At 45.4% G+C, this 19,822-nt stretch carries 22 protein-coding genes and 2 other annotated features (1 of these 24 cut by a window edge); all 22 genes read left to right on the top strand.

Annotated elements, in window-relative coordinates:
• Nucleotides 1-17: 17 nt before the first annotated feature.
• The 22 genes from ACQQ6X_RS18985 (at nucleotide 18) to ACQQ6X_RS18880 (ending at nucleotide 18,966) form a co-directional block, all read left to right on the top strand.
• Nucleotides 18-260 (top strand): DUF4321 domain-containing protein, encoded by a 243-nt coding sequence (locus tag ACQQ6X_RS18985; protein ID WP_007431701.1) that lies wholly within the window; start codon nucleotides 18-20, stop codon nucleotides 258-260.
• 22 nt (nucleotides 261-282) lie between these two features.
• Nucleotides 283-891, top strand: coding sequence for a Maf family protein (locus ACQQ6X_RS18980; RefSeq protein ID WP_305166577.1), 609 nt, complete (start codon nucleotides 283-285; stop codon nucleotides 889-891).
• Between the two features lie 14 nt (nucleotides 892-905).
• On the top strand, nucleotides 906-1,598 hold the full coding sequence (gene radC / locus ACQQ6X_RS18975; protein ID WP_081276853.1) for a RadC family protein: 693 nt from the start codon (nucleotides 906-908) through the stop codon (nucleotides 1,596-1,598).
• A 106-nt stretch (nucleotides 1,599-1,704) separates the two neighbouring features.
• The gene (locus ACQQ6X_RS18970; protein WP_063212784.1) at nucleotides 1,705-2,739 is read left to right on the top strand and encodes a rod shape-determining protein; all 1,035 of its coding nucleotides are present in this window, start codon (nucleotides 1,705-1,707) and stop codon (nucleotides 2,737-2,739) included.
• Nucleotides 2,740-2,764: 25 nt separating this feature from the next.
• Complete coding sequence (gene mreC / locus ACQQ6X_RS18965; protein ID WP_326403391.1) at nucleotides 2,765-3,616, top strand: rod shape-determining protein MreC; 852 nt, start codon at nucleotides 2,765-2,767, stop codon at nucleotides 3,614-3,616.
• A complete protein-coding gene (mreD, locus tag ACQQ6X_RS18960) occupies nucleotides 3,616-4,146 on the top strand; it encodes a rod shape-determining protein MreD (protein WP_142613328.1) in 531 nt (176 codons plus the stop codon). The genes mreC and mreD overlap by 1 nt, the downstream gene beginning before the upstream one ends.
• Nucleotides 4,147-4,228: 82 nt before the next feature.
• Nucleotides 4,229-4,891, top strand: coding sequence for a septum site-determining protein MinC (gene minC / locus ACQQ6X_RS18955; protein ID WP_305166576.1), 663 nt, complete (start codon nucleotides 4,229-4,231; stop codon nucleotides 4,889-4,891).
• A 3-nt stretch (nucleotides 4,892-4,894) separates the two neighbouring features.
• The gene (gene minD / locus ACQQ6X_RS18950; RefSeq protein ID WP_063212787.1) at nucleotides 4,895-5,692 is read left to right on the top strand and encodes a septum site-determining protein MinD; all 798 of its coding nucleotides are present in this window, start codon (nucleotides 4,895-4,897) and stop codon (nucleotides 5,690-5,692) included.
• A gap of 345 nt (nucleotides 5,693-6,037) precedes the next feature.
• The gene (locus tag ACQQ6X_RS18945) at nucleotides 6,038-6,883 is read left to right on the top strand and encodes a peptidoglycan DD-metalloendopeptidase family protein (RefSeq protein ID WP_305166574.1); all 846 of its coding nucleotides are present in this window, start codon (nucleotides 6,038-6,040) and stop codon (nucleotides 6,881-6,883) included.
• Complete coding sequence (locus tag ACQQ6X_RS18940; protein ID WP_305166573.1) at nucleotides 6,876-7,754, top strand: M50 family metallopeptidase; 879 nt, start codon at nucleotides 6,876-6,878, stop codon at nucleotides 7,752-7,754. Before ACQQ6X_RS18945 ends, ACQQ6X_RS18940 begins: the two co-directional genes overlap by 8 nt.
• 48 nt (nucleotides 7,755-7,802) lie before the next feature.
• Entirely contained in the window at nucleotides 7,803-8,990 is a 1,188-nt protein-coding gene (locus ACQQ6X_RS18935; RefSeq protein WP_305166572.1) for an Rne/Rng family ribonuclease, read from the top strand.
• Between the two features lie 98 nt (nucleotides 8,991-9,088).
• Nucleotides 9,089-9,175: a sequence feature (ribosomal protein L21 leader region), on the top strand.
• Between the two features lie 13 nt (nucleotides 9,176-9,188).
• Nucleotides 9,189-9,500 carry a 50S ribosomal protein L21 gene (gene rplU / locus ACQQ6X_RS18930; RefSeq protein ID WP_013372663.1) on the top strand — a complete coding sequence of 104 codons (312 nt, stop codon included), beginning with the start codon at nucleotides 9,189-9,191 and terminating at the stop codon, nucleotides 9,498-9,500.
• A 13-nt stretch (nucleotides 9,501-9,513) separates the two neighbouring features.
• On the top strand, nucleotides 9,514-9,852 hold the full coding sequence (locus tag ACQQ6X_RS18925; protein WP_063212791.1) for a ribosomal-processing cysteine protease Prp: 339 nt from the start codon (nucleotides 9,514-9,516) through the stop codon (nucleotides 9,850-9,852).
• 5 nt (nucleotides 9,853-9,857) lie between these two features.
• Nucleotides 9,858-10,175, top strand: a complete 318-nt coding sequence (gene rpmA, locus ACQQ6X_RS18920; protein ID WP_013311590.1) for a 50S ribosomal protein L27 — start codon at nucleotides 9,858-9,860, stop codon at nucleotides 10,173-10,175.
• Nucleotides 10,176-10,321: 146 nt separating this feature from the next.
• Nucleotides 10,322-11,059: a Spo0B domain-containing protein gene (locus ACQQ6X_RS18915; protein ID WP_305166571.1), complete on the top strand. Its 738-nt coding sequence runs from the start codon at nucleotides 10,322-10,324 to the stop codon at nucleotides 11,057-11,059.
• A gap of 13 nt (nucleotides 11,060-11,072) precedes the next feature.
• The gene (gene obgE / locus ACQQ6X_RS18910; protein WP_305166570.1) at nucleotides 11,073-12,383 is read left to right on the top strand and encodes a GTPase ObgE; all 1,311 of its coding nucleotides are present in this window, start codon (nucleotides 11,073-11,075) and stop codon (nucleotides 12,381-12,383) included.
• A 157-nt stretch (nucleotides 12,384-12,540) separates the two neighbouring features.
• Nucleotides 12,541-12,978, top strand: a complete 438-nt coding sequence (locus ACQQ6X_RS18905; RefSeq protein WP_063212794.1) for an ACT domain-containing protein — start codon at nucleotides 12,541-12,543, stop codon at nucleotides 12,976-12,978.
• 44 nt (nucleotides 12,979-13,022) lie between these two features.
• Complete coding sequence (locus ACQQ6X_RS18900) at nucleotides 13,023-14,309, top strand: homoserine dehydrogenase (protein WP_305166569.1); 1,287 nt, start codon at nucleotides 13,023-13,025, stop codon at nucleotides 14,307-14,309.
• Nucleotides 14,310-14,336: 27 nt separating this feature from the next.
• A complete protein-coding gene (thrB, locus tag ACQQ6X_RS18895) occupies nucleotides 14,337-15,305 on the top strand; it encodes a homoserine kinase (protein ID WP_305166568.1) in 969 nt (322 codons plus the stop codon).
• Nucleotides 15,302-16,201 (top strand): prephenate dehydratase, encoded by a 900-nt coding sequence (pheA, locus tag ACQQ6X_RS18890; RefSeq protein WP_305166567.1) that lies wholly within the window; start codon nucleotides 15,302-15,304, stop codon nucleotides 16,199-16,201. Before thrB ends, pheA begins: the two co-directional genes overlap by 4 nt.
• Before the next feature lie 17 nt (nucleotides 16,202-16,218).
• Entirely contained in the window at nucleotides 16,219-17,103 is an 885-nt protein-coding gene (gene ilvE / locus ACQQ6X_RS18885; protein WP_063212798.1) for a branched-chain-amino-acid transaminase, read from the top strand.
• A 159-nt stretch (nucleotides 17,104-17,262) separates the two neighbouring features.
• The gene (locus ACQQ6X_RS18880; protein ID WP_305166566.1) at nucleotides 17,263-18,966 is read left to right on the top strand and encodes a LysM peptidoglycan-binding domain-containing protein; all 1,704 of its coding nucleotides are present in this window, start codon (nucleotides 17,263-17,265) and stop codon (nucleotides 18,964-18,966) included.
• Between the two features lie 574 nt (nucleotides 18,967-19,540).
• Nucleotides 19,541-19,822, top strand: a sequence feature (16S ribosomal RNA rRNA prediction is too short); it runs 74 nt beyond the window's last position.

Genomic DNA, 19,822 nt, shown 5'->3' with positions numbered 1-19,822 from the left:
GGCGAGGGAAGATCAGGATGAAAAAAAATGTAGGAATGCTTATACTGTTTTTGTTGCTCGGTTGGCTTTTGGGTGCCTGGATTGCTAAGGCCCTTCAATCGTTCAAAGTCCTTTCCTTTCTGACCCACCCCACTACGATATCTTGGTCGCCGAGAGCGGATCTGGATATTATCAGCTACAACATAACGATAAATTTTGAATTGAGCCTGCTTAGTCTGATCGGCATCATCGCCGCATTCTGGCTGTACCGCAGGCTCTAACTGATGAAAAGGAGCTTCCCTTATGGACGGGAAAATTACGCCCCGCATTATTCTGGCATCGACTTCACCAAGAAGGAAGGAATTACTCTCATATTTGAGACTCCCCTTTGAGGTGGTGCCGAGTCATGCGGATGAAAGCACGCCTGAGAGCTGGACGCCTCAGCAAATCGTAGAGACCCTTGCGGCTCGTAAAGCCGAAGCAGTCGTGCGCACCGCCGCACCGTCCGAGGAAGCTGGCTTGGTGATTGGCAGTGACACGATTGTTGTGCTGGAGGATTCGGTATTGGGCAAGCCTGTTGATCATGCGGATGCGGTTCGCATGTTGACTGCATTGCAGGGAAGAACACACCGTGTGTACACCGGGGTAGCCTGCATACATACCGGAACCGGCAAGATGCTTGTTAGACATCGCCAAACGGAGGTTACAATGAAGCCTCTGAGCCAAGAGCAAATTGTGGCATACGTAAATACTGGTGAACCGTCTGACAAAGCAGGATCGTATGGCATTCAAGGCATGGGTGCTACGTTGGTGGAATCTATTCAGGGTTGTTATTTTAACGTCGTAGGATTGCCGCTTTCCTTGCTGTCGGACATGCTGTCCGATTTTGGAGTGAATGTGTTGCGTCCATAAAAGGGGATAAACATATGCTGGAGTCGCAAATACTGATGCTTCGCGACCTCCCCCATGAAGAACGACCAAGAGAGCGCATGATGACATATGGGGCGGAAGCCTTGAGCAACGCGGAGTTGCTGGCGATACTACTGCGTACAGGAACACAAAATGAATCATCTGTGCATTTAGCGCAGCGTATTTTGCAGCAGGCAGGGAGTTTGCGTCAGCTGGTGGATATGAGTCTGAGCGAGTTGACCCGGATTAAGGGCATTGGAAATGCTAAAGCGATACAGCTAAAGGCGGGTATCGAACTGGGTCGACGATTAGCATTGTCGCGCCATTTGGAGACCCCGGTAATTAGTTGCCCGCGGGATGTGGCAGATCTATTGTTTGAGCAGCTTCGCTATTTGCAGAAAGAGCATTTTGTATGCCTGTTTCTAAATACCAAAAACCATGTCATTGCTCAGGAAACACTATCTATGGGTAGCCTGAATTCCGCCATCGTGCACCCTCGGGAAGTATTTCGGGCTGCAATTAAATGCAGCAGTGCTTCGATTATTTGCGCTCATAACCATCCGAGCGGTGATCCGAAGCCAAGCCCGGAAGATGTCCAGTTGACTCGCCGCCTGATGGAAGCGGGCAACATCGTAGGCATCGACGTGCTTGATCATATTGTGATCGGGGACGGGACCTTTGTAAGTTTGAAGGAACAAGGTCTGATATAATATAATATTTAAATCAAACATTTAAAACACGACCGGTAAACCGGCCTGAATAAACCGTTTATACAGGGATAACAGATTTCAGGGAAGAGAAAAGGAGATTAACATCATGCTGGGTGGCTTTACAAAAGATTTGGGAATTGACTTGGGGACGGCAAACACGCTTGTATACGTAAGAGGGAAGGGAATTGTGGTTCGTGAACCATCTGTTGTCGCTTTGCGTACAGATACAAAAACCATTGAGGCTGTTGGGGAATCTGCAAAAAAAATGATCGGTCGCACACCGGGAAATATCCGTGCGATTCGTCCAATGAAGGATGGAGTCATTGCTGATTTTGATACGACTGCAACGATGATTAAATATTTTATCCGTCAGGCGCAAACACAACGTTCTTTGTTTCCACGTCATCCGAACGTGATGGTTTGCGTGCCTTCGGGCATTACTGCTGTGGAGCAGCGCGCTGTTGAAGATGCGACCAAGCAAGCAGGCGCAAGAGAGGCGTACACGATTGAAGAGCCGTTTGCAGCGGCAATTGGTGCTGATTTGCCGGTATGGGAGCCTACAGGCAGTATGGTTGTCGATATCGGTGGAGGTACAACCGAAGTTGCGGTTATTTCCCTGGGGGGGATCGTAACTAGTCGTTCTGTACGTGTAGCTGGCGACGAAATGGACGAGTCCATCATCCAATACGTGAAACGTCAATACAACCTGATGATTGGAGAACGGACTTCTGAGCAGTTGAAAATGGAAGTTGGTTCAGCTATGCCGTTAGAGCAAGTGGAAACATCAGAAATTCGCGGACGCGATCTGGTAACAGGCTTGCCGAAGACCATTACGATTACCTCCGATGAAATTAGCGAAGCATTATCAGATACAGTTAATGCGATCGTGGATGCGGTCAAAGTAACATTGGAAAAATGCCCTCCCGAGCTGGCGGCGGACATCATGGATAGAGGAATTGTCCTGACGGGTGGCGGAGCACTACTGCGCAACCTGGATAAGCTGCTGGCAGGTGAGACTGGAATGCCAGTGATCGTGGCAGAAAATCCTCTGGATTGTGTGGCAATCGGTACCGGTAGAGCGCTGGAAAATATTCATTTGTTCAAATCGCGCAGCAGTTCTGCCGTCCGTTCCAAACGTTGAATCGGGGGTGTAGGAACTGTTTAAGTTGTTTGGCAATAAAAGACTATTTATTCTATTAATTGGGATCGTTCTGTTTATTGCCCTTATGGGGATTACACTTGGACAGAGAAATTCCTTAACCTGGCCCGAGAAGTTCGCCAGAGATTCAATTGGCTTTGTGCAAGGTATCTTTTACAGGCCCGCTTCAGCAATAGCGGGCTTCTTTAAAGATATTGGTAATATGCGTAGTGTTTACGAAGAAAATGAACGGTTAAAAATAGCCGTAGCAAAGCTGACTCGGGACCAGATTCAGACTCATAATTATGTTGAAACAAATGCCAGATTACAGAATGAACTGAAGTTCACCCAAACGCAAAAGGCGAAAAATAATTATGATTATCGTGTTGCTCAAGTGAACAGCGTTAGCAATGATTCCAAAACACTCGTGATTGATATTGGCGAGAAGGACGGAGCCAGAGTTGGTCAGGAAGTCAGTTCACTTGAAGGATTCGTTGGAGTCATTAGCCGTACGGGAAATTTTACGTCCACCGTTACGCTGTTGACTACATTGGATCCTAAAAATCCGAATTCTTATGCCATTGCCGCGACAGTCTTGGGTAAGGAAAATCAATCGTTTGGTATGATTGAAAGCTATGATCCGGGTACGAACAGATTTCAAATGACTCGCATTGAAGAGAAAGATCCAATCGCAAAGGGCGATCAAATTATTACGTCTGGTGCGGGCGGGAAGTTCCGCAAAAACCTAATCATTGGAACAGTGGAGAAAATTCAGGTTGGAGAATTCGGCCAAACACGGACAGCGATTATTAAGCCTGCAGCCAGCTTTGTGGATTGGAAGGAACTGCTCGTCCTTTACACTCCTGAGGTACCGGAATAATGAAGATGCGCGGTCAGGTTCTAATACTGCTGCTGTTTGTACTGTTTATAGCCGAAGGAACGATTCTTCCATGGCTTCTCCCGGATAGCTGGCATCCAAGAATGGTCCCAAATTTTGTGTATATCGTAATTCTGTTTGTATCTGTGTACTACAGTCGTCATACAGCATTGGTACTAGGTATTGTTTTCGGACTTATTCATGACGTAGTGTACTACGGGTTTATTATCGGCCCTTATTCTTTTGCGATGGGATTGTCTGCATACTTATTGGGGCTTGTGTTTACAGCTAGACGTGCACCGATGCCGATTATGATGGCGGCCGTGTTGATTGGTAGTTTTCTGCTGGATTCTATGCTTTTTGCTATTGATCAGCTGTTCCAGCTGAATCATCAGACTTTTAATTGGGCACTTGCCCAGTATATGATTCCTGATTTATTTATCCATTTTCTGTTCGCCCTCATCATCTATGTCCCAGTTCGCAAGCAATTACAGCGGTTGGGCACTCGTGTGAAAAAGGAAGAGGCTGTCTAGGCCTTTTTACACACATTTTGTCCGGGTTAGCAGGGATTTGACGTCCCGGGGACGAAATGATTGAAATGGGAGGGACAGGCTAATGGCGGTGAAATCGAATCATGTCACGATTAAAGGCATCAAAGATGGCCTGGTATTCCTGCTTGACGATCAATGCGAGTTTGAGGATTTGCTGGGTGAACTGCGTTTTAAGCTGGAGCACAGTCATCAAAATATTCTAACAGGTCCGATCATTCATGTGGATATTAAGCTGGGAAGTCGGGAAGTAACTGAGGAACAGAAGGAAAGTATTCTGGAGATTTTGAAGCAGAAGGGGAATCTGCTTATCAGGTCTGTAGAATCACCCGGATTGTCTGCGGTAGTGCAGGGCAAGCCCCCCATTCACACGGTGACAGGAATTATCCGTTCAGGACAAGTGCTTCATCACAATGGAAACTTACTCTTTTTGGGAGATGTTAATCCGGGTGGAATTATAACTTGTACCGGTGATATTTATGTCCTCGGCGCTCTGCGGGGTATGGCGCATGCAGGGATGGAGGGAAATAGTGAAGCGATTATCGCGGCCTCCTATTTTGCACCAACACAGCTGCGAATTTTCGAAATGATCAGCCGTCCACCAGATGAATGGGAGACGCGTGAATTCGGCATGGAATTTGCGTATCTCAAGGATGGCGCTATGCAAATAGATAAAATGAGCAATATTGTGCGTCTGGGCCGCGATTTTAACGTGTTCAAAGGGGTGTAGCACATGGGAGAGGCTATCGTCGTCACTTCAGGAAAAGGCGGCGTCGGCAAAACGACGACGTCAGCCAATATAGGAACAGCGCTTGCACTGCTCGGCAAAAAGGTGTGTTTGGTGGATACGGATATCGGTTTACGTAATCTAGACGTTGTGATGGGTCTGGAAAACCGTATTATTTATGACCTAGTTGATGTAGCGGAAGGTCGTTGCCGTCTGAATCAGGCACTGGTTAAGGACAAGCGTTTTGAGGAGCTGTATATGCTGCCGGCTGCTCAAACCAAGGACAAGAGTGCGGTTACGCCGGAGCAGGTTAAGGATATTATTTTGGAGCTTAAGAAGGATTTTGAATATATATTGATCGACTGTCCTGCGGGTATTGAGCAAGGCTTTAAAAATGCCGTTGCCGGTGCGGATCAGGCTATTGTGGTGACCACTCCAGAAAATGCTGCGGTACGCGATGCGGATCGGGTAATTGGTTTACTGGAAAGTTCACATGTGATATCACCTAAATTGGTGGTTAACCGCATACGCAATAGTATGGTTAAATCCGGAGATATGCTAGATATTGATGGGATTTTACAAGTACTTAGCATAGATCTTATTGGGATTGTCCCGGATGATGAAATGGTAATTAAAGCAGCTAATACTGGAGAGCCTACGGTTATGAATCCTGATGCACAGGCTGCGATTGCCTACCGGAACATTGCGAGGCGCATCTTGGGCGATACGGTGCCTCTTATGCAGCTGGACCAGAAGAAGAGCGTGATGACACGCTTTAAGAAGTTTTTTGGTATGGGCGGATAAGAAAGCAGGAAATTGCTGATGGTAGTTGCTTAGCTCTTTCTGGTGCGAATTTTTCACAGACTTTCTAGGTAAGTGTTACAGAAAGCGTTCATTTGTAATACTAGACACTTAAATAAGTAACAACTTATTTAAGTGTTTTTGGTTTACTTTTTTAAATTTCTATGATTCTGGTTTGTAAATTTAGGGTCATTACATAAATATCATATATACAAACCAAAACATATCCGGTGCGCTAGCACCGGTTTTTTTGGTTTTTAGGGTATGTAATCCCTCGCCGGACAACATAAGTTGAAGCCCGTCCTCATAAGATGTAATAAACTTACCTCGCTGAGGGGGCGGAACAGTATGGATAAAAACTCCGGAATCAAGCAGCGCAGAAAAGAACGTATACAGCAGCTAATCGAGGGAAACAAAGCGGAGGCGTATTCCTTAGGCATAGATCAGAATCGGTATGAGTACAGAGAAATGAAATCGATGCCTGTAGTCAGTGCCGACTCACTTAGAGACCCGGAAACCGAGTGGAAAAATGATCGACAACGATGGCAGCAATCTTTTGGGGCAAATCGTGGTCCGTCTTTTTGGAGTTCCTTTTGGCGTAGGACTGTCATAGCATCATTGTTATTCGGAGTGGTATGGGGCTTATTTCGCTGGGATATTCCCTATGCAGTTAATGTGAGAATGTTTATCGCGGATGCCTTGAATAAGGACATGGATTTTGCAGCCGCCGGACAATGGTATAAAACTTATTTTGACGGAGCCCCTTCCTTTTTGCCGATTTTTGGCGAGCAGCATGAAACGAATCAGGTAAACGCAAGTCGAAAGGGTTCCCCACCGATTGAAGGCAATATAACACAGCCATTTGTACTAAGCCTTAAAGGGGTAGAGATTACGCCGAATGTTACCGATAACGGGGCAATCGCTGTTAAAAGTATAGATGCAGGACGTGTATTAGACGTAATAAATCATCCCAAAAGTGGGATTTCAGTTACCATTCGTCACACTGGTGGTATCACAGCAACTTACGGAAGACTTTCTCGCTCTACCTTAAAAGTGAACGATTGGGTTCAGGAGGGAGAAGAGATCGGTGTATTGCCAGCAAGCCACGGCGGTAGTGAGGCGGCAACTTTATTTTTGGCAATTCAAAGAGGGGATCAATACATTGACCCGTCGGAAGTGGTAGCCCTTGATTAATGTCCGGGGGGTAACCTTATCACTGCATCCACTGTTTGTACTAGTTATGCTGACCTCTGTATTAACTGGACATTTTATCGAGATCATGACCTTATTTACACTGGTGTTTATACATGAGCTAGGTCATGCGACAGCCGCATCATTATTAGGGGCGCGGTTGCTTTCCATACAGATGTTACCCTTTGGAGGAGTGGCTGTCATTGAGGATCAGGGTAAGCTTAATGCGTGGAAGGAGATTATCATTGCCCTAGCCGGCCCCTTGCAAAACGGAATCATGATCATTATCCTATTGTGGCTTAGGAATGTGAACGGGGTGGAGCATGCTTATGTAAATTACATTATTCAGGGAAATGCTGTTATTGCATTGTTTAATTTGTTGCCTATTTTACCACTTGATGGTGGTAAAATATTGCAGTCGTTGATTAGCATATTCTTTTCCTATCATCGCACATTAATATGGACTTTTAGAGCCAGTATCGTAACAAGTCTGTTATTTTGCCTGTATGGCATTTCGCCATTATTAAGGCAAGGTGAACCTTTACATTTAAATCTGCTGGCGGTAGGGTTTTTTTTGCTTTATTCTAATATTGTGGATTATCGAAATATCCCTTACCGTTTTATACGTTTTTTGTTGGGGAGGGACGAGCTTTTTTACCGCGAAGCGGCTAAGGGAAGCGTTGCTATACCTATAGTATCCCTGCCCATGAAACATTTAGAGCCTGTTTTGCGTCTTTTCAGAAGAGATCGATATCATATGGTTTACGTTATGAATGAACAGGGACGGATTGTAGCTGTATTGCCGGAGCAACGACTAATACGCTCTTATTTTGCGGCACGCCCGCCAAATGGTGGAGAACCCAAGCCAAAATAATGTTTTATGAATTGAGGAAGAGGCTGTATTTAGAGAGGTTGAAAAACCATGAAGCAAATGATAGTACAATGCCAACCGCAGATGACCCAAATGGCACTGTTGGAAGAGGGACGATTGGTTGAATATGCGGCTGAACTACCGCGAAAACGTGGAATCCTAGGTTCTTTTTTTAAAGCGAGAGTGGTCAATGTGCTACCTGGTATGCAAGCCGCCTTTGTTGACATTGGACAGCGAAAGAATGCTTTTTTGTATGTAGATGATGTACTTCATGCCCATTTGGAAAAGCAGCCAGAGGTAAAGCCGTCCATTTCTGAACTGTTAAAGGTGGGGCAGGAAATTGTAGTACAGGTATTAAAAGAGGCAGTTGGCAGCAAAGGAGCCAGAGTGACCACTCATTTTTCACTTCCGGGCCGCTGGATTGTATACATGCCCCGTGCTGATTATGTGGCTGTATCCAAGAAAATTGAGCGTGAGGGAGAACGTGCCCGTTTGAAAGCAATGGGAGAGCAGCTACGCACGGGTGAGGAAGGGCTCATAATTCGTACGGTTTCAGAGGAAATGAGTATAGAGGCGATTGAAAATGATCTGAATCAACTACGCAAGCAATGGGCGGCTATTCAGCGTAAATCGGGTGAACATTCTGCGCCATGTGAATTGCACCGGGATTTGAGTATCGTTCAACGTTTAATTCGCGATGTGTTTACACCGGAGCAGGATGAACTGGTCATTGACAGTGAGGAGCAGGCAAAAGATGCAGAAGTAATGCTGCACCAGATTGGTTCTGCGAAAGCGCATGTCAAGATATTTCGTAATAATGCAGAAGAAACCATTTTCAAAGCTTATGGCATTCATGAACAGCTGGAACGCGATTTTGCGCGAAAGGTATGGCTACAGGGTGGCGGATACATTGTCATTGATCATACGGAGGCATTGACTGTTATTGATGTGAATACTGGGAAGTTTACTGGAGGAAGTAATCTGGAAGAGACGGTGACCCAGACGAACATTGAAGCGGCAGAAGAGATTGCCCGCCTCGTACGTGTGCGTGATATTGGAGGTATTATCATCATTGATTTTATCGATATGGAACAAGAGGAGAATCGTAGGGAAGTATCATCTGTGCTGGAGGCAAGATTGAAAAAGGACCGGACCAAATCATATGTTGTCGGTTGGACGCGGCTGGGTTTACTGGAAATGACCCGTAAAAAAGTGCGTGAAGAAAAGACGCTCGTATAAAATGATGCTTAATCAAAAATTATTTCTAAACTAAAGGTTGAATGTGTACGAACCTTGTGCTACAATCATTTAGTATGTGTGATGCGTAAGATTGGCTGCACATGCTGTAACCGCTCCAATCAGGTACTGAAGCGCAGTATCCTAAGGAAACTGCCACCTGCTATTAGGCGAGTCTGAGACATAAGGAGGTGCAAGCAAATGTACGCAATTATTGAAACAGGTGGTAAGCAATACAAAGTTCAAGAGGGCGATGTATTGTTCATCGAGAAGTTGGAAGCTAATGATGGTGAAACTGTAACGTTCGATCGTGTTCTGGCAGTGTCCGGCGACAATGGCTTGACAGCAGGTACACCGCTTCTTTCCGGAGCTTCTGTAACGGCTAAAGTTGAGAAGCATGGTCAAGGTCAAAAGGTAGTCGTATACAAATACAAACCTAAAAAGAACTACCATGTGAAGCAAGGTCATCGTCAACCGTACACGAAAGTGACGATTGAAAAAATCCAAGCGTAAGAGGGTGCGATAAGTGATTATCGTGCGTATTACACGACTGGAGGATGGCAGCATACAGGGGTTTTCTGTTAAAGGCCATGCGAATTTTGCTAAATCTGGCGAAGATATCGTATGTGCTGGTGTTTCAGCGGTAACAGTAGGAACTGTCAATTCGATTGGAGCTCTTACAGACGTTGAAATGGAAACAGAAATGGAAAACGGCTTTTTAAGCGCGTATCTTTCTCCTGAAAGTTATCATGATGCGAACGCACAGGTTCAACTGTTGTTGGAGTCCATGGTGATTATGCTGACAAGCATTGCTGAATCATACGGTAAGTATATTCAAATAGAAAATAAACAAAGAAGGAGGTAGACATCATGTTGAAATTGACATTGGATCTTCAGTTATTCGCATCGAAAAAAGGTGTAGGTTCCACGAAAAACGGACGTGACAGCAGATCGAAACGTCTTGGAGTGAAACGTGCTGACGGTCAAGCAGTTACCGGCGGTAGCATCTTGGTTCGTCAACGCGGAACGAAAATTCACCCAGGCACGAACGTGGGCATCGGTAAGGACGACACTCTGTTCGCGAAAGTGGACGGCGTTGTGAAGTTCGAACGTTGGGGCCGTGATCGCAAAAAGGTGAGCATCTACCCGATCGACGTTGCTCCAGTAGCAGCTACTGTAGAAGCTTAATAGCGGCTTAGACACGCTGAAAAGCCTCCGGCACTTTTGTCGGAGGCTTTTTTGCATGATGGTAATGAACTGGAAAGTTAGTCTGTGCTATACTGGGTTAAGGTTGTTGATTAATCCATTTAATTATCGCAGAACGGAGAGAAGCTATGTTCCAGCGGATAAGAGCGCCTTATCTGGCGTTGGGTTCCATTCTGATTCCTTTGGTTTTTTCACTGCTCTATCCCAAAGCATTAACGATTATCATACTAGCTGTGTGGGCTGTAGCTGCTGCTTGTTTTGGTATGTGGTATACACAAAAACAGGTTGAACATGAGCGAAAAGCTGCTTTGCGTTCTTTAGAGCGTACAGCGATAGCGACGCTTAACCATCATCGGCATGATTGGATGAATGATTTGCAGGTGCTTTATGGCTATATTCGTATGAATAAGCATGATAAATCAGCTGCTTATGTGGAAACAATAAAAGGGCGGGTGTCGGAAGACAGTAAAATATCTAAGCTAGGGATTCCCTCGCTGGTGTTTTACTTGCAGTCTTTTCGCGTGAACGCCGGAAATTTACAGTTGTTGGTACAGGTTGAGGAGGAGTTAAAGTTAGACGCTGTCATGTCTCCCGAAGACGGCGAGTCGCTTGCCTCGGCCGTCATACAAACGGTGCGTGCGTATCAATATGGCGGGGGCCGGTCGTCCTGGGGAGAAGTGCGCAGATTGACACTTTATTTTGGTATGGATCAGAATGATGTTATCGTCCGTTTTGAAGGAAGTGATATACCTGCTGATTTAAATATACTAAAGCAGGTCAAATCCGTACTCGGAAGTGAGCGCCTTCGAACAGAGAAGCTTCCTACAGGGAATATGCTTCAAATTCGAATGCAGTGCCAGACATAAGGAAGGTGTAACCATGTTTGTAGATAAAGCGAAGATTTTTGTTAAAGGCGGTGACGGTGGAGACGGATTAATTGCGTTTCGCCGTGAGAAATACGTTCCTAATGGCGGTCCAGCTGGTGGTGACGGAGGGAACGGTGGAGATGTGATTTTCCGTGTAGATGAGGGTTTGCGTACCTTGATGGATTTTCGGTATCAACGGCATTTTAAAGCCCCGCGCGGAGTAAAAGGACGTAACAAAAGCCAACACGGAGCCAACGCAGAGCACATGATCGTTCGTATACCACCGGGAACAGTTATCATTGATGATGATACTGGTGAGGTATTGGCAGATATGACGCGTCATGGTCAACAGGTTGTGGTAGCTAAAGGAGGACGCGGAGGACGTGGCAATATTCGTTTTGCTACGCCAAACAATCCAGCGCCTGAACTGGCTGAAAACGGTGCAGAGGGCCAAGAACGTTACATTACACTTGAGTTAAAAGTGATGGCTGACGTAGGCCTCGTCGGATTCCCTAGTGTAGGAAAGTCTACCTTGTTGTCGGTTGTATCTTCGGCAAAACCCAAAATTGGCGCATACCACTTTACAACGATTACCCCAAATCTGGGAGTTGTGGATGTGGGCGATCAGCGGAACTTTGTAATGGCCGATTTACCTGGTTTGATTGAAGGAGCCCATGAAGGCACTGGACTGGGGCATGAATTTCTGCGTCACATTGAGCGCACGCGTATTATTATCCATGTCGTGGATATGGCTGGCTCCGAAGGGCGTGACCCATTTGAAGACTGGACGAAAATAAACGACGAATTAAAGCAATATAATGCAGGACTAGCTGAGCGTCCACAAATTGTGGCGGCTAATAAAATGGATATGCCTGAAGCTGAAGAAAACCTTGTTCACTTCAAAGAGCAGGTTGCTGCGATACGTCCTGACCTTGAAATTATGCCTATTTCCTCTCTGACACGTCAAGGTGTAAAGGAACTGCTCTATCGGGCTGCTGATCTCTTGGATCAAATACCGGACGAGCCAGTTGTTGAGGAAGTGGCAGAAGTTAGCGAACGTAAGGTATTCAAGTTGGATACAGCTGAAGACGAGGGCTTTACGATTGTACGTGAAAACGACACATTCGTGGTGCACAGCCCCAAAATTGAGCGCATGATGAAGCGCATGCAGATGAATTCGCATGATGCCATATTAAAATTAGCAAGAACGTTGCGTCACATGGGTGTGGATGCTGAGCTGCGTAAGCGTGGGGCCACAGATGGTACATCTGTCCGTATTGCTGATTTCGAGTTCGAATTCGTAGAAGGCAGCAGCTACTACTAAAATTTAAATAAAGCTTTAAAACCTGAACGGTTACTGCACTATAGAGAATTCTATAGAAGACAGTAGCCGTTTTTTGTATTGTTAGCTTGCCGATTTTCATGAGTTTCGATATAATGTCCTCTATACAAAAACATAAGTCTTTGAGGAGAGGACGTTCTTGAAAGAGCGCTATTACTTGGTACGGGAAGATATTTTGCCTGAAGCTATTGTTAAGACCATACAGGTAAAACAGCTGCTGGCTTCGGGAGATGTTAAAACCGTACATGATGCCGTGGAGCAAGTTGGGCTAAGCCGAAGCGCCTTTTACAAATATAAAGATGGCATACATCTGGTTAACCAGTTGGAGCGTGAGCGAATTGTCAATATCTCTATTGATTTGGACCATCAATCCGGCATGCTGTCCAGAGTACTCGGCAGAGTGGCAGATTATGGAGGTAATGTGCTGACGATCCAGCAAAGTATTCCACTGCAGGGCAGAGCCAACGTAGTCATCTCAGTCGAAATGTCAAGACTTAGTGATGAGTTGGGTGTTTTGCTGGAGGGCTTGGAAAGCATTCCTGGGGTCAAGCGGGTCCGCCTGATTGGGCAAGGCTGAAACGATATAATTGATTAGATAAAAAGTTTGCAGGAGGGGAATGGATGAAACCGGTCAAAGTAGGATTGTTAGGCTTGGGGACGGTAGGTACGGGAGTTGTTCGAATCGTAGAGGGCAATCAGGAAGACTTGAGCAGACAAGTAGGTTCACCGATCATCATTGAAAAAATAGCTGTAAAAAACGTAGATAAGTATCGTTCCATAGAAGTGGACAACGCCAAACTTACTGAGGATCCATGGGAAGTCATTCGAGACCCTGAAATTGATGTGATTATCGAAGTCATGGGTGGGATTGATCAGACGAAGGAGTACATTCTCGAAGCGCTGGAGAGAGGCAAACACATTGTAACGGCCAATAAGGACTTAATGGCATTGCACGGTTCTGAAGTGTTGGCAAAAGCACAGGAAAAACAATGTGATATTTTTTATGAGGCTAGTGTGGCAGGTGGTATCCCGATCATTCGTACACTCATTGAAGGGTTCTCCTCTGACCGTATTACCCGCATTATGGGGATTGTGAACGGTACGACAAACTTTATTTTAACTAAAATGAGTCAGGAAGGAGCCTCGTACGAGGAGGTTCTTAAGGAAGCGCAAGAGCTTGGATATGCAGAGTCTGACCCGACCTCAGATGTCGAAGGATTGGATGCGGCTCGCAAGATGGCAATACTGGGAACCCTCGGTTTCCGCTCTAATGTAGAGCTCAAGGATGTAAGCGTGAGCGGCATTTCAAAGGTAACCAGTGAAGATATTGCGTTTGCTAAAAAACTAGGATATGAAATGAAATTGCTCGGTATTGCAGAGCGCCAAGGTGATGAGTTTACGATTAATGTTCAGCCGACGATGGTGCGCAAGCAGCATCCATTGGCTTCGGTGAACGGGGTATTCAACGCCGTTTATGTGCATGGTGAAGCAGTGGGAGAAACCATGTTTTATGGGGCAGGCGCAGGCGAAATGCCAACAGCTACATCAGTTGTGGCTGATCTGGTAGCTGTAGTGAAAAACCTCAAACTCGGCGTAAATGGGCTTAAAGCAATCGTACCCTACAATCCTAAAAAAATTTGCAATGACGAAGATGTATATTTCAAAAATTTCGTGCTTTTACACGTAGATGATAAAGCAGGGGTGTTGGCACGGATTACGCAGGTATTTGCTGAATTCAATGTTAGTTTGGCATCTGTCGTGCAGCAGCCCAATGAGACTAACCCCGATGCTGAGATTATTATCGTGACTCATTTAGCTAGTAAAGCAAGCATGAAAAAGGTTTTGGAACATTTTGAAACTTTGGACGTGATTCGCCGCATCAAGAGTGTATACCGAGTAGAGGGATAGTCAATAAAAGCAGGAGGAATCATCTGTATGACCGTTTTGAAAACAGCAAGAGTGCGCGTGCCTGCAAGTACGGCCAACCTAGGCCCCGGCTTTGATACATTAGGCATGGCATTGTCTCTATACGCATGGATTGAATTGAAAGAGGCCGAGCAGACAGTTTTTCATCTATACGGAGATCAAATGAATGGCGTTCCCCAAGATAAAACCAATTTGATTTACAAGGTAGCACAAACGGTTTTTCGTGAAGCAGGTGTATCTGTTCCTGAGCTGGAAATTTCGATGTATTCGGACATTCCGCTTACCCGTGGTTTGGGCAGCAGCGCTTCCGCCATTATAGGTGCGCTGGTGGCAGCTAATACGCTGATTGGCTCGCCTTTATCGGATTCCGAGCTATTTGACATGGCAAGCGCTATTGAAAAACATCCGGACAATGTAGGGGCCTCTTTGTTTGGCGGTATTATTACTGCTGTATGGGACGGCAAGCATGCCAAGCACTTACGGATTGAACCAGATGCTAATTTGGAAGTTATGGTAGTTATCCCAGATTTTCAACTGTCCACGTCGAAGGCCAGAGAGGTCCTACCCGCCCATGTATCCTTGAAGGATGCTGTATATAATATAAGCCATGCTTCAATGTTGGTAGCGGCACTGGCTTCGGGTCGAACAGATCTAATCGCCGAAGCGATGCGTGATCAGCTTCACCAGCCTTATCGTGCGGCACTTGTGCCGGGTATGGCAGAGATCTTACAGGATGCGCACCAATATGGTGCATTGGGAGTGGCTCTTAGCGGTGCTGGGCCGACGTTGCTGGCATTGACGGATCAACGGGAAAATCGTAAAGCGGAGCTTGAGCAATATTTAACAGAGACAATGAAAAAAGAGGGAATCACTGCGTCTGTTTTAAAATTGCGCCCGGAGAGTGAAGGGGTTAAAGTATATACGGAAGGGAATACACACCCTTTTATGGATATGATTAAAGGGGAACTTACGATATGATACGAATTGCACTTCTTCCTGAGGGAACTGTCTCTCATGAAGCGATTAAATATTTGTTAGGAGATACACCCTGTGAACTACTGTTTTACAAGCATATAGCAGACGTATTTCAGGCAATAGACAAGGGACAGGCGGACTATAGTGTAATTCCTATAGAAAATACGATTGATGGCTCTGTAAGTTTGCATATGGACTGGCTTGTACATGAGGTAGACATTCCAATGCAGGCGGAATGGGTATATCCTTCAATTCAAAATCTTATTGGACATCGTAGTGAATTTCTCGGGGATCAGGACAAGCTTGATTTGAGCAAAGTGGTCAAAATTATGTCCCATCCTGTAGCACTTCCCCAATGTAAAGAATTCATACAAGCTTTCGCACCTCAAGCCGAGCTGGAGAGTGCAGGAAGTACGGCAGAAGCCGTCGAAATTGTTAAGCATAACCCAGGTAAAGGTTGGACTGCTCTTGGGACCAAGCTTGCGGCTGCCAAACACGGATTGGACATTTTGGCCAGTAAAGTGACGGATCACGATAACAACTTTACCCGCTTTGTTTTGATCGGACATCAACCTGTAAAGTTCTCGCGTACGCCAGAAGGCCAGCGAACCAGTATTCTGGTCACGCCGCCACAGGATTTCCCGGGAGCGCTGCATCAGGTTTTATCTGCCTTTGCATGGCGCAGGTTAAATCTGTCTCGTATTGAATCGCGTCCGACCAAAAAGCAATTGGGGAATTATTATTTCTACATTGAAGTTCTGGAATCACTGCAATCCGTTTTGCTTCCGGCAGCCTTTGCAGAGATCGAAGCTTTGGGGTGTCATGTACGCATTCTGGGCTCTTATCCAAGCTACAAGTATATTGAGGCAGCGATCGAACCTATTTTGAAGGAACACTAATCGGAGGTGTGGTTGTAATGGCAGAACAATGGATCTATCTGGATGGACAGCATGTGACTAAGGAGAACGCAAAGGTTTCCGTATATGATCATGGATTCTTGTATGGAGACGGTATATTTGAGGGTATTCGTATTTATAACGGCAATATTTTTAAATGTAAGGAGCACTTAGAGCGTCTGTATGATTCTGCGAAATCTATTCAGTTGAACATTCCATTGTCTCCTGACGAAATGTTGGAAGCAATGGCTGAAACGATTCGTCTTAACGACATGCGTAATGGATATATCCGGCTGGTTGTATCCCGTGGTGCCGGAAATCTAGGTTTAGATCCTCTTCGTTGTGCGAAGGCAAGTGTCATCATTATCGTCGAGCAGCTCGCTATTTATCCAGAAGAAGCTTACTTGACTGGCTTAAAGACAATCTCTGTCTCTCAGCGTCGCAACATCCCGGATGCTTTGAATCCGAAGATTAAATCATTGAACTACCTCAACAATATCCTGGTGAAAATCCAGTCTAACTATGCTGGTGTAGGCGAGGCTATTATGCTCAATTCTCAAGGATATGTGACGGAAGGTTCTGCTGACAACATTTTTATTGTCAAAAATGGAGTGTTGTATACACCACCTTGCTATTTGGGAGCGCTTGAGGGGATTACTCGTAATGCAATCATTGATTTGTGCGCCAAGCTTGGATATTCGCTTAAGGAGCAACCATTTACATTGCATGATGTATATGTTGCGGATGAGGTGTTTTTTACAGGAACCGCGGCAGAAGTGATTGCAGCTTATGAAGTGGATGGTCGTACGATCGGCTCCGGCGTTGCTGGCCCAGTGACTTTGCAGCTGCTGGCTGAGTTCCGAAAGATTGTAGATCAGGATGGCTATAAAGTGTGGCAGGACTAAAATAATACAAGATCCTTTTGACTGAATGCTTGTTAGAGTATTCGGTTGAGAGGATTTTTTTGTTTGTATGGGGTCATTCGCCCGGGAGGTGCATAGGATGTAATAACAGAAGCCGGGCGTTTATCCCGCCCGAACGAAAGTCTAGGAGGTTTGTGGCCTGTGAAAATACACATCGTCAAAAAAGGTGACACTCTGTACTTACTGGCACAGAAGTATAATGTGACACTGGAGAAAGTTATTGCCGCCAATCCCCAATTGGCAGATCCTAATCAGTTGAGCATCGGCGAGAAAATTAAAATTCCGACAGAACCTGTTACGATGGAAACACAGCCGTCAACGGTCTATCAACACAAGGTTAAACAAGGAGATACGTTGTGGAAGTTATCTAAGGCGTGGAATGTACCGCTGAAGATAATCATTGATGCCAATTCCCAGCTTAAAAACCCCAACGCACTTCTGGTTGGTGAAACAGTAAATATTCCACACTACAAAGAAAGCATATCTGATCCTTCTGTGAACAAAAAAAATACTGAAGTCAAGGAAGAAATGACTCAGCCTAATTCGGAGAATATACCTAACCCTAAAGAAGAGATGACACAGCCTAAACCTGAATCCCCAATCAAAGAGGAACTTACCCAGCCCAAGGCGGAATTAACGCAGCCTAAACCGGAGAATATGCCTATCCCTAAAGAAGAGATGACGCAACCGAAAGAAACGGCGAATCCCCCTAAACTTCCTGAATTAAAACTGCCTGAAGTTCCTATGGCACCTGTGAATATGGCACCCGTGAATATGGCGCCTGTGAATATAGCGCCCGCAAATCCTGCTCCACCTCAATTGCAGCCTATAATTACTCAACCTGCCCCACCTCAACAAATGCAACCGATAGTTACCCAACCGATTGTGCCTAAACCGCAGCTTCCAGTTCATATCGAGAAGCAACCCGTAACTGAAAAATTCTGTGGCTGCACAAGCTCGAAGCCGATGGAAAATTCCTCATGGCCATTACAGCAACCAGCATTTGATTACAGTCTGCCAACAAATGCAATGCCAAACACGTGGTATCCGGGTATTGGGTCTCCTCAGAATTGGGGGAATGCTCCTGTAAATACCTCCTTTGCAGAGCATGCTTCTCCCACTGCAGTTGCTGATCAGGGTTATCATCATGACTGTGAGCATCCATGGTGCTGGGGATCAATGCAAACAGCACCCATACATGCTCATCCTACACCTTATCCCGCATATTCAGATTGCTGCTGCACCCCGGGGCTTTATCCAGGTCATGAAGCGTCTGAAAATACATCCTATCCTGTCTATCCTCCATTTATCCATCAAGGGGGCCCGCAGCAGCAACCAGAGAGTGCAGTCCAGGGTACCCAGTGGGGCCACGCGTGGGGAGGATCACAATATAGTTTGCCTGCAAATGGTTATGTGTCGGACTATAGCCAACCAGTAGGCCAACACACCGCAAATCAGCCATACCATCCGTTCGCACATGGAAATGCACCTATGTATCCATTAGAGGGATATACAACACCCTATATGTTTATGCCAGACTGTGGGTGCCGGGAAGGGGATACCGAGTCGGTCCCAGCCTCTACGGGAACGCAAGAGGTAGGTAACAATTTGACTGTTTCATCTCAAAATGAAGTAACTTCTTCTACAAAAAAAGACGATAGCGCTTCTAAAGGTAAATCAAAAGACACCTCTAGTAATACTTCAAAAGAAGAAACATCTAAAGCCAAGGTTGCAAGCGAACATGCTGCGGTTAAGAAGCATAAATCCCGCAAATCGACAGGAGGAAGATCTCGTTCTTCATCCTATAGTGCTCGTGCCCGTCAAAATCCATGGATTAATGACTGACGTAAAATAAATAAAAGGAGATAAGCATTAGGAGTGTCCTGATTTGTTAGTCGTAAGGCGAAGGGATGAGTCTAAAAGAGGCTGTTATTCTGCTAGTTGGGAATGATAGTCTCTTTGTTTAAAGGAAGTAACTGCAAAAAAAATAAAACTGAAAAAATGTTGCTAATTAGCATAGTAATGTGATATGCTATTATAGTTGTCTTTTACAAGATAATTAGTGACGCGAAAATAAAGTAGAATTGATCAAAAAAATCTTCTGAAAAAAAGTGTTGCAAAGATGATAGAATTATGATATATTATTTAAGTCGCCGCTGAGACGCGGTGAAGAAGAGAAATAAAATATTATGTAAGTTTGATCTTTGAAAACTGAACAACGAGTGAGTACGGATTTTGTTTACAAAATCCAACGCTGAAATTTTGGTACATGCCGTCTGGCTGTATAAAATGAAAGCAAACAAGAGATATTTTATCTCGTCAGTTTCAAAATGAGCTAATCGCTCTTTCGATAAACCAGCTTCGGTTGGTCTTTAATGGAGAGTTTGATCCTGGCTCAGGACGAACGCTGGCGGCGTGCCTAATACATGCAAGTCGAGCGGGGTTAATTAGAAGCTTGCTTCTAATTAACCTAGCGGCGGACGGGTGAGTAACACGTAGGCAACCTGCCCACAAGACAGGGATAACTACCGGAAACGGTAGCTAATACCCGATACATCCTTTTCCTGCATGGGTGAAGGAGGAAAGGCGGAGCAATCTGTCACTTGTGGATGGGCCTGCGGCGCATTAGCTAGTTGGTGGGGTAAAGGCCTACCAAGGCGACGATGCGTAGCCGACCTGAGAGGGTGATCGGCCACACTGG

This window comes from Paenibacillus ottowii (assembly GCF_050516475.1).
In the GTDB taxonomy this organism is placed as follows: domain Bacteria; phylum Bacillota; class Bacilli; order Paenibacillales; family Paenibacillaceae; genus Paenibacillus; species Paenibacillus ottowii.
The sequence above is the reverse complement of the archived record's forward strand: the minus strand, read 5'-3'. Positions and strand labels throughout refer to the sequence as shown.

Excerpts from the sequence above, each read along its gene's own strand:
- ACQQ6X_RS18980 (WP_305166577.1), top strand. The coding sequence starts at position 283 with ATGGACGGGAAAATTACGCCCCGCATTATTCTGGCATCGACTTCACCA.
- ACQQ6X_RS18915 (WP_305166571.1), top strand. The coding sequence starts at position 10,322 with ATGTTCCAGCGGATAAGAGCGCCTTATCTGGCGTTGGGTTCCATTCTG.
- pheA (WP_305166567.1), top strand. The coding sequence starts at position 15,302 with ATGATACGAATTGCACTTCTTCCTGAGGGAACTGTCTCTCATGAAGCG.
- minC (WP_305166576.1), top strand. The coding sequence starts at position 4,229 with ATGGCGGTGAAATCGAATCATGTCACGATTAAAGGCATCAAAGATGGC.
- thrB (WP_305166568.1), top strand. The coding sequence starts at position 14,337 with ATGACCGTTTTGAAAACAGCAAGAGTGCGCGTGCCTGCAAGTACGGCC.
- minD (WP_063212787.1), top strand. The coding sequence starts at position 4,895 with ATGGGAGAGGCTATCGTCGTCACTTCAGGAAAAGGCGGCGTCGGCAAA.
- ACQQ6X_RS18900 (WP_305166569.1), top strand. The coding sequence starts at position 13,023 with ATGAAACCGGTCAAAGTAGGATTGTTAGGCTTGGGGACGGTAGGTACG.
- ACQQ6X_RS18935 (WP_305166572.1), top strand. The coding sequence starts at position 7,803 with ATGAAGCAAATGATAGTACAATGCCAACCGCAGATGACCCAAATGGCA.
- rplU (WP_013372663.1), top strand. The coding sequence starts at position 9,189 with ATGTACGCAATTATTGAAACAGGTGGTAAGCAATACAAAGTTCAAGAG.
- ACQQ6X_RS18985 (WP_007431701.1), top strand. The coding sequence starts at position 18 with ATGAAAAAAAATGTAGGAATGCTTATACTGTTTTTGTTGCTCGGTTGG.
- radC (WP_081276853.1), top strand. The coding sequence starts at position 906 with ATGCTGGAGTCGCAAATACTGATGCTTCGCGACCTCCCCCATGAAGAA.
- ACQQ6X_RS18945 (WP_305166574.1), top strand. The coding sequence starts at position 6,038 with ATGGATAAAAACTCCGGAATCAAGCAGCGCAGAAAAGAACGTATACAG.
- obgE (WP_305166570.1), top strand. The coding sequence starts at position 11,073 with ATGTTTGTAGATAAAGCGAAGATTTTTGTTAAAGGCGGTGACGGTGGA.
- mreD (WP_142613328.1), top strand. The coding sequence starts at position 3,616 with ATGAAGATGCGCGGTCAGGTTCTAATACTGCTGCTGTTTGTACTGTTT.
- rpmA (WP_013311590.1), top strand. The coding sequence starts at position 9,858 with ATGTTGAAATTGACATTGGATCTTCAGTTATTCGCATCGAAAAAAGGT.
- ACQQ6X_RS18970 (WP_063212784.1), top strand. The coding sequence starts at position 1,705 with ATGCTGGGTGGCTTTACAAAAGATTTGGGAATTGACTTGGGGACGGCA.
- ilvE (WP_063212798.1), top strand. The coding sequence starts at position 16,219 with ATGGCAGAACAATGGATCTATCTGGATGGACAGCATGTGACTAAGGAG.